This is a genomic window from Cellulosimicrobium sp. E-16, from assembly GCF_049913115.1.
Lineage (GTDB): Bacteria > Actinomycetota > Actinomycetes > Actinomycetales > Cellulomonadaceae > Cellulosimicrobium.
Genome location: NZ_CP183974.1, coordinates 3992944 through 4005720 on the forward strand (window position 1 = coordinate 3992944; position 12777 = coordinate 4005720).

Consider the following 12777-nt stretch of genomic DNA (forward strand, 5'->3'; position numbering starts at 1 on the left):
CGCGACGGTGAGGAGGAGGAAGGCCAGGTCGGCCATGGTGGGAACGCCTTCTCGACGAGGGTCGGCGAGCGCCCGCAGGGGGCGTGCCGGCGTCCGGAACCCGGGCGCACTGCCGTTCTACGCCCGGCGGGAGGGCCTTGGACGAGGCTCTGACGGAACCTTGACGCCCTCTGCCGGAACCTTGACGGGACACGTCCCCGACGGGCCCGCGCCCGGCTGGCACGATGGCGCCATGCTGAGTGTGCGGGTCACCGCGGGGCACGACCTCGCCGAACGTCTGCGTCCCGTCCTCGACGCCGACCCGACCGTGTGCGACCTGGCGGTCCTGCCCGGCGCGGCGCTCGACGGCCGGGGCGACGTGCTCTGGTTCGAGATGGCGCGCGAGAACGCGAACAACGTCATGCGGACCCTCCGGCACGCGGGCGTCCCGGCCGACGGGAGCATCGTCGTCACGGAGCCGGTGACGGTCGTGTCGGACGCCGCGGTCGCGGCCGAGGAGGCGGCCCCGGGCCACCCCGCCGACGGGGTCCTGTGGGCGCAGCTCGCGGACACGTCGCGCGAGGACTCCCGCCCCTCCGCCACGTTCTTCGTGTTCCTGCTGCTCGCGACGCTCATCGCAGGGATCGGGCGGCTGCTGGACCAGCCCATCCTCATCATCGGGGCCATGGTGGTCGGGCCGGAGTTCGCCCCCATCGCGGCCATCTGCTACGCGGTGGTCCGGCGACGACGCGGGATCGCCGGGTCGGCGCTGGCGACGCTCCTCGGCGGGTTCGCGGGCTGCGCCGCGGTCGCGTGGGCCGTGTGGAGCCTCGCGTACGCGGCGGGTCTCATCACCTACGAGCAGGCGACGACCGGTCCGCAGACCGAGTTCATCGTGTCGCCCGACGCGTGGTCGTTCGTCATCGCGCTCCTCGCGGGCGTCGCGGGTGTGCTCTCTCTCACCACCGCCAAGTCGGCGGCCCTCGTCGGCGTCTTCATCTCCATCACGACCGTGCCCGCCGTCGGGGCCATCGGCCTGACGCTCGCCGTCGGGGCGTGGGACGAGGCGCTCGGCGCGGGCGTCCAGCTCCTCGTGAACGTCGCCGGGCTGCTCGTCGCCGGGGTCGTCACCCTGTTCGTCCAGCTCCACCTGGGACGTCGGCTGGGACGCCGGCCGGGCCGTCAGCGACCGGGCCGGGCCGGGCAGGACCCCCGCTGACGCGGAGGACGCGGGTGCTCCTCGTGGGGAGATCGTGACGACTGCGTGACCGGCACCGCGCCGACCCGGGCGAGGGGCGGGGTACGGCCTCTAGGATGTGCCGCATGATCTTCAAGGCCGTCGGCGACGGGCGCCCCTACCCGGACCACGGCCGGGTGACCGCCCGGGACTGGGCCGAGGTGCCCCCGCGTCAGGTGCGCCTCGACGAGCTCGTCACCACCAAGCGCACGCTCGACCTCGACGCGCTCCTCGCCGAGGACTCGACGTTCTTCGGCGACCTCTTCGCGCACGTCGTCGAGTACGAGGGCGTCCTCTACCTCGAGGACGGACTGCACCGCGCGGTCCGCGCCGCGCTCCAGCAGCGCGCCATCCTGCACGCCCGCGTCCTGACCGTGCGATGAGCGCGGGGTCCGGTAGGTTTCTGGCGTGACCACCCGCCCCGACACCGCACGCGCCGAGCGTCGCCGACGCATGCACGAGCGCCAGGCCGTCGTGTTCGGGCTCCTCATCGCCGCGCTCGCCGTCGTCGGGCTCGGTGCGCTGGCCGTCTACACGGGGGCGATCGACGCCCCGTTCGACCGGCCGCTGTCGTCACCCGAGGCCGTCGACGACCTCGCGGACGTCAAGGCCCCCTGCCTGCCCGAGGGCACGCTCCCGGCGGCGGCGGCCGACGTCCAGGTCAACGTCTACAACGCGTCCGGCAAGGACGCCCCCCTCGGGCGGCTGAACCAGGACCTGCTCACGTCCCGGGGCTTCACGGTGCTCACCACCGGCAACGCGCCAGACCTGGACGGCGACGGGAAGTCGGACGTCGTGTCGCAGACGCAGATCCACTTCGGCGTCACAGGGCTCGCGCAGGCGTACACGCTCGCGGCCCACTACGACAACCCGGGCCTCGTGCTCGACACGCGCGAGGCCTCCACCGTCGACCTCTACGTGGGCGCCGACTTCGAGGACGTCGTGGACCCCGAGCTCGTCGGCCTGTCCAGCGACGTGCCGCTCGAGAGCCGCGCCGGGTGCGTCGCGATCGAGGAGATCACCCCCCAGCCGCTGCCCGTGCCGCCCGCGGAGGGCTGAGCACGTCCCTCGCCCGGCGCCCGCCGAGCCTCACGACCGCCGAACGGTACCCATGAGCACCCTGCCCCTCCGGCCCGCCCGGACCACCGACCCCGACGAGGTCGACCGCCTCTACGAGATCTGCCTGCGGACCGGCGCGTCCGGCGCGGACGCGACCCCGCTGTACACCGACCCGCGGCTGCTCGGCGAGGTCTACCTCGGGGCGTACCTCGCCCTCGAGCCGTCGCTCGCGTTCGTCGTCGAGGTCGACGGCGTGGCCGCGGGCTACGTGCTGGGGGCGCGCGACACCGCCGCGTTCGAGGCGCGGTCCGAGCAGGAGTGGTGGCCGCCGCTGCGCGAGCGGTACCCGCTGGGCAGCTTCCCGGAGGGCTCCCGCGACGAGGCGCTCGTCCGCCAGATCCACCGCCCGCACCTCACCGACCCGTCGGTGCTCCCCGACTACCCCGCGCACCTCCACGTCGACCTGCTGCCCGCCGCGCAGGGCGGCGGCAACGGCCGCCGGCTGATGGCCGCGCTGTTCGACGCCCTGCGTGCGGCGGGGTCCCCGGGGGTCCACCTCGGCGTCGCGGAGGACAACGTCTCCGCGATCGGCTTCTACGAACACCTCGGCTTCACCCGCCTCGACGTCGACGAGGGCCTGGTCCTGGGCCTTCGCCTCTGACCCGCCCCTCCGTCGCCGAACCCGGGATCGCTCCTCACACGCAGCTCGTCCTGGGGAGAGATCCCGGATTGGTGCCGACCCCTGGATTTCTCCCTACCGCCGCGCGCACCTGAGGAGCGATCAAGGGTTCGGCACTCCTCTCGCGATGCGAGCCCCGCCTCGTCGGAGTTCACAGTCCCTCCGCCAGAGGGTCCCTTCCACAGGGCCGTCCGGCGAGCTCCTCCGACGACGACAGGTGCGCTGGGATGCGACCCATGCCGCCCCGTTCTCTAGTACCGGAAGCCCTCCGCGCAGTCGCCGCCCAGCAGGAGTCGCTCGTCGGCACGAGGCAGTGCCTCGACGCCGGAGTCAGTCCGAACGTCCTGACCCGCCTCGTCCGCTCGGGTTCCTGGTCACGGATCACCGCCGGCGTGTACGACCTCGACCTGACACCCCTACACGCTCGGCCGCCCGATGCCCGGCGCCGACGTGCCGCCTGGGCGGCGCTGCTCGCCTTCGGCCCCGACGCGATCGCGGTCGGTCCGTGCGCGCTCGCGCTGCTGGGCGTCGCCGGCCTGCCCTCACGCGTCATCCCGCAGGCGACCTTGCCCGGGGCTCGCGGGCTCGAGTCGCGCGACGGCATACGGTTGCGCATGTTCGACGACGGGATGACGGTCGTGCGGGTGGGCGACCGGTACGTCGCGGCCCCCGAGTGGGCGCTGGCCCAGGCCGTGCCCGAGCTCGACCGGCCCTGGGCCGTGGCGGTCATGGACTCGGCTCTCCACCTCCGCCTGGTGTCGACCGACGGTCTGGACCGCGCGCACCACCACGCCCGGGGGCGGCGGGGTGTCGCGCGGACGCACTCGTGGTGGGGCCTCGCGGACGGTCGCGCGGAGTCGCCGCTCGAGACCTGGGTGCGGCTCGACTGCGTCGACGGTGGCGTACCGCCGAACATGCTCCAGGTCCCGTTGATCGGGTCGAGCGGACGGGAACGACGCGGCGACCTGGGCTGGCTGCTCGACGACGGTCGCTGGGTCGTCGCCGAGGCGGACGGCGCGGAGTTCCACGACACCCCGAGCGCCGCGTTCGCCGACCGGGAACGCCACAACGACCTCGTGACAGCCGACGTCGCAGCGATGCTTCGATTCACCTCCGCCGACACACGCGTGCCGGGCCGCACCGCGACCACGGTGCGGCGCGCGCTCGAGGTCGCGGGACGCCGTCGGGCAGCATGACGTCGGGACGCCCGAACCCGGGATCACTCCTCAGCGAAGTCTTCGGCTGGGGAGTGATCCCGGGTTCGGCTTCAGGCGGGGGCGTAGGTCAGCGGGCGTCCTCGACGGTGTCGTGGACGATCGGCTCGTCGCCGCCAGGGGCCGACGCCGGGCTGGCGGGCTCCTGGGTGGTGCCGCGCCACCGCGCGATGTTGCGCATGAGGTGGTAGATCACGAGCGCCGCGGCGGTGCCGAGCGCGATGCCCTCGAACGTCAGGTCGCCGACGGCCCAGGTGAAGTTGGCGATGCCGACGACGAGCGGCACGGCGGCGGTCGTGAGGTTGACGGGGTTGGAGAAGTCGACCTTGTTCTGCACCCAGATGCGCGCGCCGAGGATGCCGATCATGCCGTAGAGCATCGTCGCCGCGCCGCCCAGGACGCCGTCGGGGATGGTCGCGATGAGCGCGCCGAACTTCGGCGAGAGCGAGAGCACCAGCGCGGTCGCGGCCGCGACCCAGTACGCCGCGGTCGAGTACACGCGCGTCGCGGCCATGACGCCGATGTTCTCGGCGTACGTCGTCGTGCCCGACCCGCCGCCGATGCCCGCGAACGTCGTCGCGAGGCCGTCCGCGAAGAGCGCGCGGCCGGTGAGGTCGTCGAGGTTCTTGCCGGTCATCGCCGCGACCGACTTCACGTGCCCCACGTTCTCCGCGATGAGCACGAGCACGACCGGCACGAACAGGCCGACCACGGCGACGTCGAACGTGGGCGTGACGAACTCGGGGAACCCGATCCAGTCGGCCTTGCGCACCGCGTCGAACGTCACCTCGCCCTGGAGCACCGCGACGACGTAGCCGACGATCACGCCCACGAGGATCGAGAGGCGCCCGATGATGCCCTTGAACAGGACGCTCACGAGGATGATCGCGGTCAGCGTGACGACGGCCGTGACCGGCGCCTTCTTGAAGTTCCCCCAGGCCGCCGGCGCGAGGTTGAGGCCGATGAGCGCGACGATCGTGCCCGTGACGATCGGCGGCATGACGACGTCGATCCACCGCGCGCCCGCGACGTGCACGAGCAGGCCGACCGCGGCGAGCACGAGACCGGTGACGAGGATGCCGCCGACGGCGACGGACTGGCCCTGCGACGCCGTCGCGGCGCCGATCGGGGCGATGAACGCGAAGCTCGACCCGAGGTAGCTCGGCAGCCGGTTGCGCGTGATGAGCAGGAACCCGACGGTGCCGATCGCGGAGAAGAACAGCGTCGTCGCGGGCGAGAACCCGGTGAGCAGCGGCACGAGGAACGTCGCGCCGAACATGGCGACGACGTGCTGCATGCCGATCCCGATGGTCCGCGGCCAGGTCAGTCGCTCGTCCGGGTCGACGACGTCCCCCGGCGCCACCGTCTTCCCGTTCCCGTGCAACCGCCACCCGATGGCGCTCATGTCTCTCCCGTCCGTGAAGTTCGTGTGAAGACCCCCGGAGCAGGGTAGTGCCCCGCCGAACCCGGGGTTGTCGCACCCCAGGTCGACGAGCCCGGCGACAACCCCGGGTTCGGCGGGAGGCGGTGCTACGCCGTCGCGTGCACCAGGAGCCACGCGAGCAGGTAGCTGCGGGTGCTGCCGTCGTCGACGCGTTCGTCCGGGAGGGTGCGGGCGACGTCCAGGGCTGCCGCGGCGTCGTCCGGGCCGGCGAGCGCCGCGTACATGAGGAGCTGGTCGCCGAACATCACGTCCCACGACGCCGGGTCGTCGCGCGGGCCGGCGAGCGCCTCGTCGAGGTTGGCCCGGATGCGCTCCGGATCGCCCGCGAGGTACCCGGCGACGGGCTGCATCGGCAGCACGAGGATGCCGAGCATCGCGCTCGGCTCGGCGCTGAACCACGTGGCCCAGTCGCGCTTGCCGCCCCACACGAGCGACGTCACGGTGTGCCCGAACCCGTCGATCGCCGGGTCGTCGCGGTCGAAGTCCGTCCAGTACGCGCGCGCCGACGCCGCCTCGGCGGACAGCAGCCAGCGCGCCTGCGCCTCGAGCGTCGCGTCCCCCGACGCCTGCGCCCACAGCGCCAGCCCGTTCCACGCCGACACCGCCTCGGACGCGGACTCCTGGTTGTTCCCGTCCGCGAAGGGGGCGTACCCCGACGCCCACGAGTGCCCGGCGTACGCGTCGAACACGCGCAGCGCCGGGAAGTCCTCGTCACCCGCACCGGACGCGACGTCCGCCGCGAGCAGGTCGAGCACGGGCGCGAGGTCGGCCGCGAGCGCCGGGTCGTCGGCCGTCACCACGCCCGCGGCGTAGAGGAAGTACCCGTAGTGGAAGTGGTGGTCGTTGAGCTCGTCCGAGCCGAACGACGGCGTCCTGCCGACGACGCTGCGCACCTCGGGGTCGTAGGCGAAGCAGCGCGCGTCGCGCTCCGCGCACCCCGCGGGGTCGGCCCACTCCCGGAGCGCGGCAGCGAGGTCGGTGCGCAGCGGCGCCGCGACGTCGTCGAGACCGAGCTGCTCGGCGAGCGCGAGCAGGTTCGCGTCGCGCGCGAGCGCCTTGCCCCCGAAGTACGTGTCCGACGGCCGCGGCTCGAGCGCCGAGGCGTCGGCGCGCACCTGCTCGGCGAGCTCGGTCCGCGCGTCCTCGCCCAGCACGGAGAGGTCGAGCGCCCCGGCGGGTTCGACGGCCGGGCTCGCCCAGGCGAGCGTGCTCGCCGTGCAGACGTCGACCGACCCGCGCACGGTCGCGTAGGTGCCGAGGTCGCACGTCGCGCCGTCGCTCTCGCGTTGGTGCGGCAGCCGCACGACGACGGTCCCTGACCCGGGCGCGTCGCCACCGGTCTCGTAGGTGATCGCCGTGGTGACGGAGTCGTCCGCCACGCCGTAGGCGAGCGTCGTGCCCGTCACGGGGTGCGCCGCCGCCTCGGCGAGCGTCGCGACCGCGCCGTCCGGGGCGTCGTCGGGCACCGGGAACCAGGCGACGGAGCCTCCCTCCGCGAGGTCGAGCGACCGGCCGCCTCCCGAGAGCGCGTCGTCCGCCCCGACGAGCACGTACTCACGCCCGCCGGCCTCGGCGCTGACCGCCCCGTTCGCCTCCGCGAACGCGACCGTGAGCGTCGCCGTCTGGTCCGTCGCCGCGGTGTACCGCAGCACCGGCGACCCCTCGACGAGGGTCACCGTCCCGAGGACGGAGCCTGCGCCGTCGAGCAGGTCGAGCGTGACGGACGCGGTGTCGTAGGCGGTGACGACGACCGACGACGCCCCGACGTCCACGCCGACCTGCGGCACGAACGGGCCGAGGATCGACTGCTCGGTGACCTGGACGTCGGGCAGCCCGAACGCGAAGCCGCCGCCGGTCACGCCGAACGCGAGCGGCACGGGGAACACGGGCAGCGGCTCGTCGCCGAGGACGAGCCCGGAGAACCACCGGTTCGTCGGCGGGACGAGCCCGTCGGCGAGCCGCGCGGGGGGCATCGGGGCGAGCGATTCCTGCGGCAGGATCGACGGGTCGACGTCGGGCACGGTGCCAGTCAGGTCCGCGGCGTCGTGCCCGACGGCGGAGCCCGTCCCGGGCGGCCCCGTCGCCCCGGGCGACGCGTCCGTCTCGAACAGCCCGCACCCGGCGACGAGGAGCGCCGACGTCAGGAGCGCGGCGGGCACGGTAGCGACCACCCGGCCCCGAGATCGACCCGAGCGTCCGAGATCGACCCTCCGGAGGTCGACCTCGCGACGCACGGGTCGACCTCGGCGGGGCGTCACAAGCCCACCTTGCGGAGGAACTCGCCGAACGACTCGTCGACCCCGGCGAGCGGGCCGTCGTCGTGCAGCTCGATGCTCGCCGTGACCGGGGTGCCCGACGCGACGAGGCCGTGCTCGGCCCCGCGCACGAGCGCGTCGCTCGTGACCTCGACCGTGGCCTCGGCCTGGTTCGCCGTGTTCTGCACGGCGATCGACGCGACCTCGCCCACGACCTCTGCCTGGTTCGGCAGGACGACCGTGACCTCCGCGCCCTGGCGGACACGCGCGAAGTCGTTCGGGTCGAGCGTCAGGCGGGCGTCGACGAACAGCGACCCCTCCCGCTCGAGCGACGCGACGACCTCGCCCGCCTGGACGAACCCGCCCTCGCGCGCCGCGACGTGGGTGACGACGGCGTCGTAGGGCGCGACGAGCGTGATGGTGCCGTCGGGCGCGACCTGGTACGCGGACGTGTCCGCGCTGACGAGCCCGAGCGCGATGTCGTGCTGGAGCGTCAGGCTGCTCACCGTGAACAGCGGGTCGCCCGCGGCGACCTCGTCCCCCTCGGCCACCTCGGCCGCGGTGACGGTGCCCGCGTAGTCGCTGCCGACGTCGAGCACCTCCGCCCGGATGGTGGCCGTCGTGCTCGTCGCCTGCCCGAGGCGCCGGTTCATGACGAGCGTGAGCGCCGCGCACACGAGCACCACCACGAGCAGCCCGCCCACGAGGCGGAACCGGTTCGACCAGGTCATGCGACACCTCCGGTAGGTCCAGACGTCGACGAGCTCATGTCACGGCGCGCCCGCCGCCGCTCGGCCCGCGTCGAGGCGCCGACCGTCACCTCCATGCCGAGCTGCTCCGACAAGGCCTCGTCGACCACGGCCGCGGCCGGCCCTCCCTGCCGCCGGACGGGACGCACCGCGCGCCGGGCGGACCGCGACTCCCGGAAGGCCGTCACGACGAACGCCCCGAGGATCAGCGTGTTGGTGACGTTCCACGCGAGCGCGAGGCTCGGCATCGGGTCGCCCCACTCCTTCCAGGCCCCCACCACCGACGTCACGAGCAGGAACGCGAAGAACAGCACCTGCGGGATCATGTAGTTGAACGGCGACGTGACCTTTCCCGTGCTCCCGGTCACGTGCCACGCCTGCTCCTTGCCGGTCAGCGCGTTCCACAGGGCCTTGGTGTAGATGGGGAACGACACGGACGCGAGCATGAGCACCTCCCACCGGAACGACCCGAGCGTGAAGAACGCGATGGCGATCTGGAGGACGTAGAACCCCGCGTAGTAGAGCAGCCACGTGCCCCAGGAGATGGTGAGGTTCATGGGCGTGAGGTCGAGGTAGATCTGCAACGGCGGCACGAGCAGCAGCACGAGCGGCGCGATGCCCGCGAGGTAGTGCGTCGCGGTGACGGTGTACTGGAGCCGCTGGTCGAGCGTGAGGGTGCGGCGCGGGCTGAGCGGGTTGTGCTGGAGCAGGATCTCGAACCCGCCGGTCGCCCAGCGCAGCTGCTGCTTCGTGTACGCCTCGACGGTCTCGGGGGTGTCGCCGACGGCGAGCGTCGTGGGGATGTAGATCGTGCGCCACCCGCGCTCGTGGAGCATGAGCGACGTCCACACGTCCTCGGACTTGGAGTCGGTGTGCATGCCGCCGATGTCGTCGATCGCGGCCCGGCGGAAGATCACGTTGGTGCCGACGCAGAACGCGGCGTTGAAGCGGTTCCGGCCCGGCTGCACGAACCGGTAGAAGACTGCCTGCATGTACCCGGCGCCGCGCGAGATGAGGTTGTCGAGGTTCCCGTAGGTCTGCGGCGTCTGGACGAACGCGACGTCGTCCTTGACGAAGAACGGCACGGTCTCGACGAGGAGCTCGGACCTCGCGACGAAGTCGGCGTCGAGGATGACGAAGAAGTCGCCCTTGGCGATGGCGAGCGCGTGGTTGACGTTGCCGGCCTTCGCGCCGTTGCTCGACAGCCGTCGCACGTAGCGCGCGCCGAGCTGGGCGGCGAGGTCGCGCACGTCGTCGGACCGGCCGTCGTCGAGCACCCACGTGCGGTGCGTGCCGCGGAGCGCGACGGCGGCCCGCACCGTGCGCGCGATGGTGTCGAGGTCCTCGCCGTAGGTCGTGATGAGGACGTCGACGGTGACGGGGCGGTCGTGGAGGTAGAGGTTCCAGCGCGTCGGGTCGTCCTCGGCGCCGTCGCGGATGATCTCGGGGACGTCGAACAGGCGGTCCTTGGCGTGGTGGAACGAGAACCCGCGCGGGTCGTGCCCGCTCGACAGCACGGTCCACATCGCCAGCAGCGCCTGGGCGACGAGCACCGACTCGGCCGTGATGACCATGACGTACGGCAGGGCGTCGCCGCGGTTCGCGGGGTTGAGCAGGAACACCGCGTACGCGACGACGCCGAGCGTCGCGAGCAGCATGATCATGACGAGAGACGGCGAGCGCGCCGCGGAGTTCTCGTCGCGCGGCGGGCCGGTCGGACGGTCGACGTCGGCCGTCGGGCCGAACGGGGCGGGCCGCACGTGCTGCGTGCGGCGCGGGGTGACGACCAGGCGGTCGAACTCGGAGACGGCCATCGCGGGTCCTCGGCTCTCGACAGGTCCCGTGCGGGGACCTCGCGGGTCGGGAATCGGACCGGAGGTCGGCGAGCGGATGCCCGCCGGCTTCCTGAGCCCGGGTGCGGCGACGTCGTCGGCGTCGTGAGTGCGTGCGCGGCGGTGCTGTCGAGCCCCCTGCCGGTGCCCTCGTGCGGAGGGACCCGGAGACGGGTCGAGGTGGCCCGCTGGGAGCGGGCCACCTCGTCGTCTGCGCCGAAGGTAGCGGTACGAGGCGGTCGTGTCACGGGTCGCGCGAGCGGTGGCCGTCACCGTCTCGGCGCACGGCGGCGAATGTGAACGGACCGGTCGGGACCCGCCGCTGCACCGTCCCCGCGGCCCGGATCGTTGGCGCGGCGCCGCTCCCGTCCCCGCCCGACGCCGTCCCGCCCCACGTGGTGAGCGCTCACCCGAGCGGCGCTCCGCACGACCCGGAAACGCGCCGTTCACGGGCGGAAACGGAGAATTCACGGCGCCGACGCGCCGCACGTCCGACGGGTGGACGCCCCGGAGGGCGAGCCGGTCGTCCACCAGGATCACGCCGTCGCGCACCGCGGGCCGGTCACCGCCACCGCACCGGGCGGGTGTAACGCACCGGCGAGCACCGGACATGAGACGGTCGTCCCCGTCACCCGGTCGAGAGGACCCCGGATGCCCGCCCCTGACCGTCCGCCCGAGCGGACCCCGTCGGCCCCACCGCCGGACGTGGACCGCGCGGCCCGGTTCACCGCCCTGTTCGAGGCCACGCACCGCCCTCTGCTCGCCTACGCGGTGCGGCGCGTGGCCGACCCGTCCGACGCCGCCGACGTCGTCGCCGAGGCGTTCCTCGTCGCCTGGCGACGCCTCGACGACGTCCCCGTCGGCGACGACGCGCGACCGTGGATGTTCGGCGTCGCACGCCGCGTCCTGGCGAACCTCCACCGGGGCGCGCGGCGCCGGCTCGCCCTCGCCGACAGGCTCCGCGCCGAGGTCGCGGAGGCCACCCCACCGCCGACCGGCGAGGTGAGCGACGTCGAGCGCGCGCTCGCGCGGCTCGGCCCCGACGACCAGGAGCTGCTGCGCCTGGTCGCGTGGGAGGAGCTCGCGCGCGACGAGATCGCCCTCGTGCTGGGCATCTCACGGGCTGCGGTCCGGGTGCGCCTGCACCGTGCCCGCCGGCGGCTGGCCGAGCAGCTCGACGGACTCGTCGCACCCGGCGCACCGACGTCCGCGCCGCAGAGGAAACGGGACGACCCGACCGGACACGTGGTCACCGGGTGGGGACGACCCCGCCCCGGAACCGAGGAGGCACGATGACGGACCTGATGAAGCAGCTGCGAGCCGCCGACCCCGTCCGCCGCGCGGATCTCGGCGCCGTGGACGACGCGGCGTTCGCCGCTCTGCAGGAGGAGATCCTCATGACCACCACGCTCGACCCCACGAACGCGGCCCCCGCCGCACCTCCGTCGCGCCGTCGACGGCTCGGACGCCGCGGCGCGGTGGCGCTAGGCCTGGCCACCGTGCTCGCGGGCGGCGGCGTCGCGTACGCGGCGATCCAGGCGTTCCGCGGATCGTCGGGCGAGGGCGTCACGTGCGTGACCGCCTGGAGCCCGGACGTCGCAGAAGGGCTGGACGTGGACGCGGCCGGACCGTGGCTCACCGGAGACCCGTACGCGGACTGCACCACGCTCCTCGCGGAGCAGGGACTGCCGCCGATCGAGGACGCCGTGGCCTTCGCCTGGGACGGCCAGACGTACGTCGCCCCGGCCGGCCAGGTGCCCGACGGCGTCGAGCGGCTCGAGGGCCGCTCGGCGGTGGACCCCGCCGTGGTCGAGCTGCAGCAGAGCGTGACCGACCGGGTCGACGGCGGGGCGAGCGCGTGCCGCACCGTCGCCGAGGGTGTCGCCTGGGCCGAGGACGAGCTCGACCGGCTCGGCCTGGACGACTGGTCCGTCGGCGAGCACGACGCGCTGCCCGAGGGTGCCGACGGGACGCCGGTGTGCGCGTTCGCGACCGTCGACGTCGGCGGGCGCGCGGTCGTCGTCGGCGCCTCAGGCAGCTCCGACGGGATCCTCGAGGACCCGGTGGTCGCCGAGATCGTGTCGACGCTGAAGGGCGGGATCACGGACGGGTGCGTCTCCCTCGGCGAGGCCCGGGCGATCGCCGACGAGGCCCTCACCTCGGTCGACGGCCCGTTCCCGACGACGAGCGTCCCGGACGAGAGCGCCGAGTGCGCCCGCGTGGACCTCTTCGTCGGCGGCAACGTCCAGGTGACCGTCTACGGGCCGACCTCCGCCGGCTGACCGGTCGGCGTCGGCCGCTGCCTCGCAGTACGCGCCCGCGTCGCGAC

The 12777-nt window shown here is 73.7% G+C and carries 11 protein-coding genes; 7 read left to right on the forward strand and 4 right to left on the reverse strand.

Annotation, left to right across the window (positions count from 1 at the left end):
* The first annotated feature begins 232 nt into the window (after window positions 1–232).
* The 5 genes from ACN9MS_RS17525 (at window position 233) to ACN9MS_RS17545 (ending at window position 4150) form a co-directional block, all read left to right on the forward strand.
* On the forward strand, window positions 233–1198 hold the full coding sequence (locus ACN9MS_RS17525) for a DUF389 domain-containing protein (protein ID WP_426309685.1): 966 nt from the start codon (window positions 233–235) through the stop codon (window positions 1196–1198).
* Between the two features lie 104 nt (window positions 1199–1302).
* Window positions 1303–1599, forward strand: a complete 297-nt coding sequence (locus ACN9MS_RS17530; protein ID WP_024841670.1) for a type II toxin-antitoxin system VapB family antitoxin — start codon at window positions 1303–1305, stop codon at window positions 1597–1599.
* A gap of 25 nt (window positions 1600–1624) precedes the next feature.
* Window positions 1625–2275 carry a LytR C-terminal domain-containing protein gene (locus tag ACN9MS_RS17535; RefSeq protein ID WP_426309686.1) on the forward strand — a complete coding sequence of 217 codons (651 nt, stop codon included), beginning with the start codon at window positions 1625–1627 and terminating at the stop codon, window positions 2273–2275.
* Between the two features lie 52 nt (window positions 2276–2327).
* The gene (locus ACN9MS_RS17540; protein ID WP_426309687.1) at window positions 2328–2936 is read left to right on the forward strand and encodes a GNAT family N-acetyltransferase; all 609 of its coding nucleotides are present in this window, start codon (window positions 2328–2330) and stop codon (window positions 2934–2936) included.
* Between the two features lie 245 nt (window positions 2937–3181).
* On the forward strand, window positions 3182–4150 hold the full coding sequence (locus ACN9MS_RS17545; RefSeq protein ID WP_426309688.1) for a type IV toxin-antitoxin system AbiEi family antitoxin domain-containing protein: 969 nt from the start codon (window positions 3182–3184) through the stop codon (window positions 4148–4150).
* 88 nt (window positions 4151–4238) lie between these two features.
* Here the strand turns inward: ACN9MS_RS17545 and ACN9MS_RS17550 are convergent, their stop codons facing one another.
* The 4 genes from ACN9MS_RS17550 to ACN9MS_RS17565 all read right to left on the reverse strand — a co-directional run bounded on the left by ACN9MS_RS17550 (window position 4239) and on the right by ACN9MS_RS17565 (window position 10430).
* Window positions 4239–5573, reverse strand: a complete 1335-nt coding sequence (locus ACN9MS_RS17550; protein WP_426309689.1) for a uracil-xanthine permease family protein — start codon at window positions 5571–5573, stop codon at window positions 4239–4241.
* A gap of 125 nt (window positions 5574–5698) precedes the next feature.
* The gene (locus ACN9MS_RS17555; protein ID WP_426309690.1) at window positions 5699–7771 is read right to left on the reverse strand and encodes a glycosyl hydrolase; all 2073 of its coding nucleotides are present in this window, start codon (window positions 7769–7771) and stop codon (window positions 5699–5701) included.
* Between the two features lie 95 nt (window positions 7772–7866).
* Window positions 7867–8598, reverse strand: coding sequence for an HlyD family efflux transporter periplasmic adaptor subunit (locus tag ACN9MS_RS17560; protein WP_426309691.1), 732 nt, complete (start codon window positions 8596–8598; stop codon window positions 7867–7869).
* Complete coding sequence (locus tag ACN9MS_RS17565; protein WP_426309692.1) at window positions 8595–10430, reverse strand: glycosyltransferase family 2 protein; 1836 nt, start codon at window positions 10428–10430, stop codon at window positions 8595–8597. Before ACN9MS_RS17565 ends, ACN9MS_RS17560 begins: the two co-directional genes overlap by 4 nt.
* A gap of 669 nt (window positions 10431–11099) precedes the next feature.
* Here ACN9MS_RS17565 and ACN9MS_RS17570 point away from each other — a divergent pair.
* Both ACN9MS_RS17570 and ACN9MS_RS17575 read left to right on the forward strand, forming a co-directional pair.
* On the forward strand, window positions 11100–11744 hold the full coding sequence (locus ACN9MS_RS17570; protein ID WP_426309693.1) for an RNA polymerase sigma factor: 645 nt from the start codon (window positions 11100–11102) through the stop codon (window positions 11742–11744).
* The gene (locus tag ACN9MS_RS17575; RefSeq protein WP_426309694.1) at window positions 11741–12730 is read left to right on the forward strand and encodes a hypothetical protein; all 990 of its coding nucleotides are present in this window, start codon (window positions 11741–11743) and stop codon (window positions 12728–12730) included. The genes ACN9MS_RS17570 and ACN9MS_RS17575 overlap by 4 nt, the downstream gene beginning before the upstream one ends.
* Window positions 12731–12777 lie beyond the last annotated feature (47 nt).

What these genes read in the sequence shown, in the direction of transcription:
- ACN9MS_RS17525 (WP_426309685.1), top strand. Translation starts at nt 233, where the DNA reads ATGCTGAGTGTGCGGGTCACCGCGGGGCACGACCTCGCCGAACGTCTG.
- ACN9MS_RS17530 (WP_024841670.1), top strand. Translation starts at nt 1,303, where the DNA reads ATGATCTTCAAGGCCGTCGGCGACGGGCGCCCCTACCCGGACCACGGC.
- ACN9MS_RS17540 (WP_426309687.1), top strand. Translation starts at nt 2,328, where the DNA reads ATGAGCACCCTGCCCCTCCGGCCCGCCCGGACCACCGACCCCGACGAG.
- ACN9MS_RS17545 (WP_426309688.1), top strand. Translation starts at nt 3,182, where the DNA reads ATGCGACCCATGCCGCCCCGTTCTCTAGTACCGGAAGCCCTCCGCGCA.
- ACN9MS_RS17550 (WP_426309689.1), bottom strand. Translation starts at nt 5,573, where the DNA reads ATGAGCGCCATCGGGTGGCGGTTGCACGGGAACGGGAAGACGGTGGCG.
- ACN9MS_RS17560 (WP_426309691.1), bottom strand. Translation starts at nt 8,598, where the DNA reads ATGACCTGGTCGAACCGGTTCCGCCTCGTGGGCGGGCTGCTCGTGGTG.
- ACN9MS_RS17565 (WP_426309692.1), bottom strand. Translation starts at nt 10,430, where the DNA reads ATGGCCGTCTCCGAGTTCGACCGCCTGGTCGTCACCCCGCGCCGCACG.
- ACN9MS_RS17570 (WP_426309693.1), top strand. Translation starts at nt 11,100, where the DNA reads ATGCCCGCCCCTGACCGTCCGCCCGAGCGGACCCCGTCGGCCCCACCG.
- ACN9MS_RS17575 (WP_426309694.1), top strand. Translation starts at nt 11,741, where the DNA reads ATGACGGACCTGATGAAGCAGCTGCGAGCCGCCGACCCCGTCCGCCGC.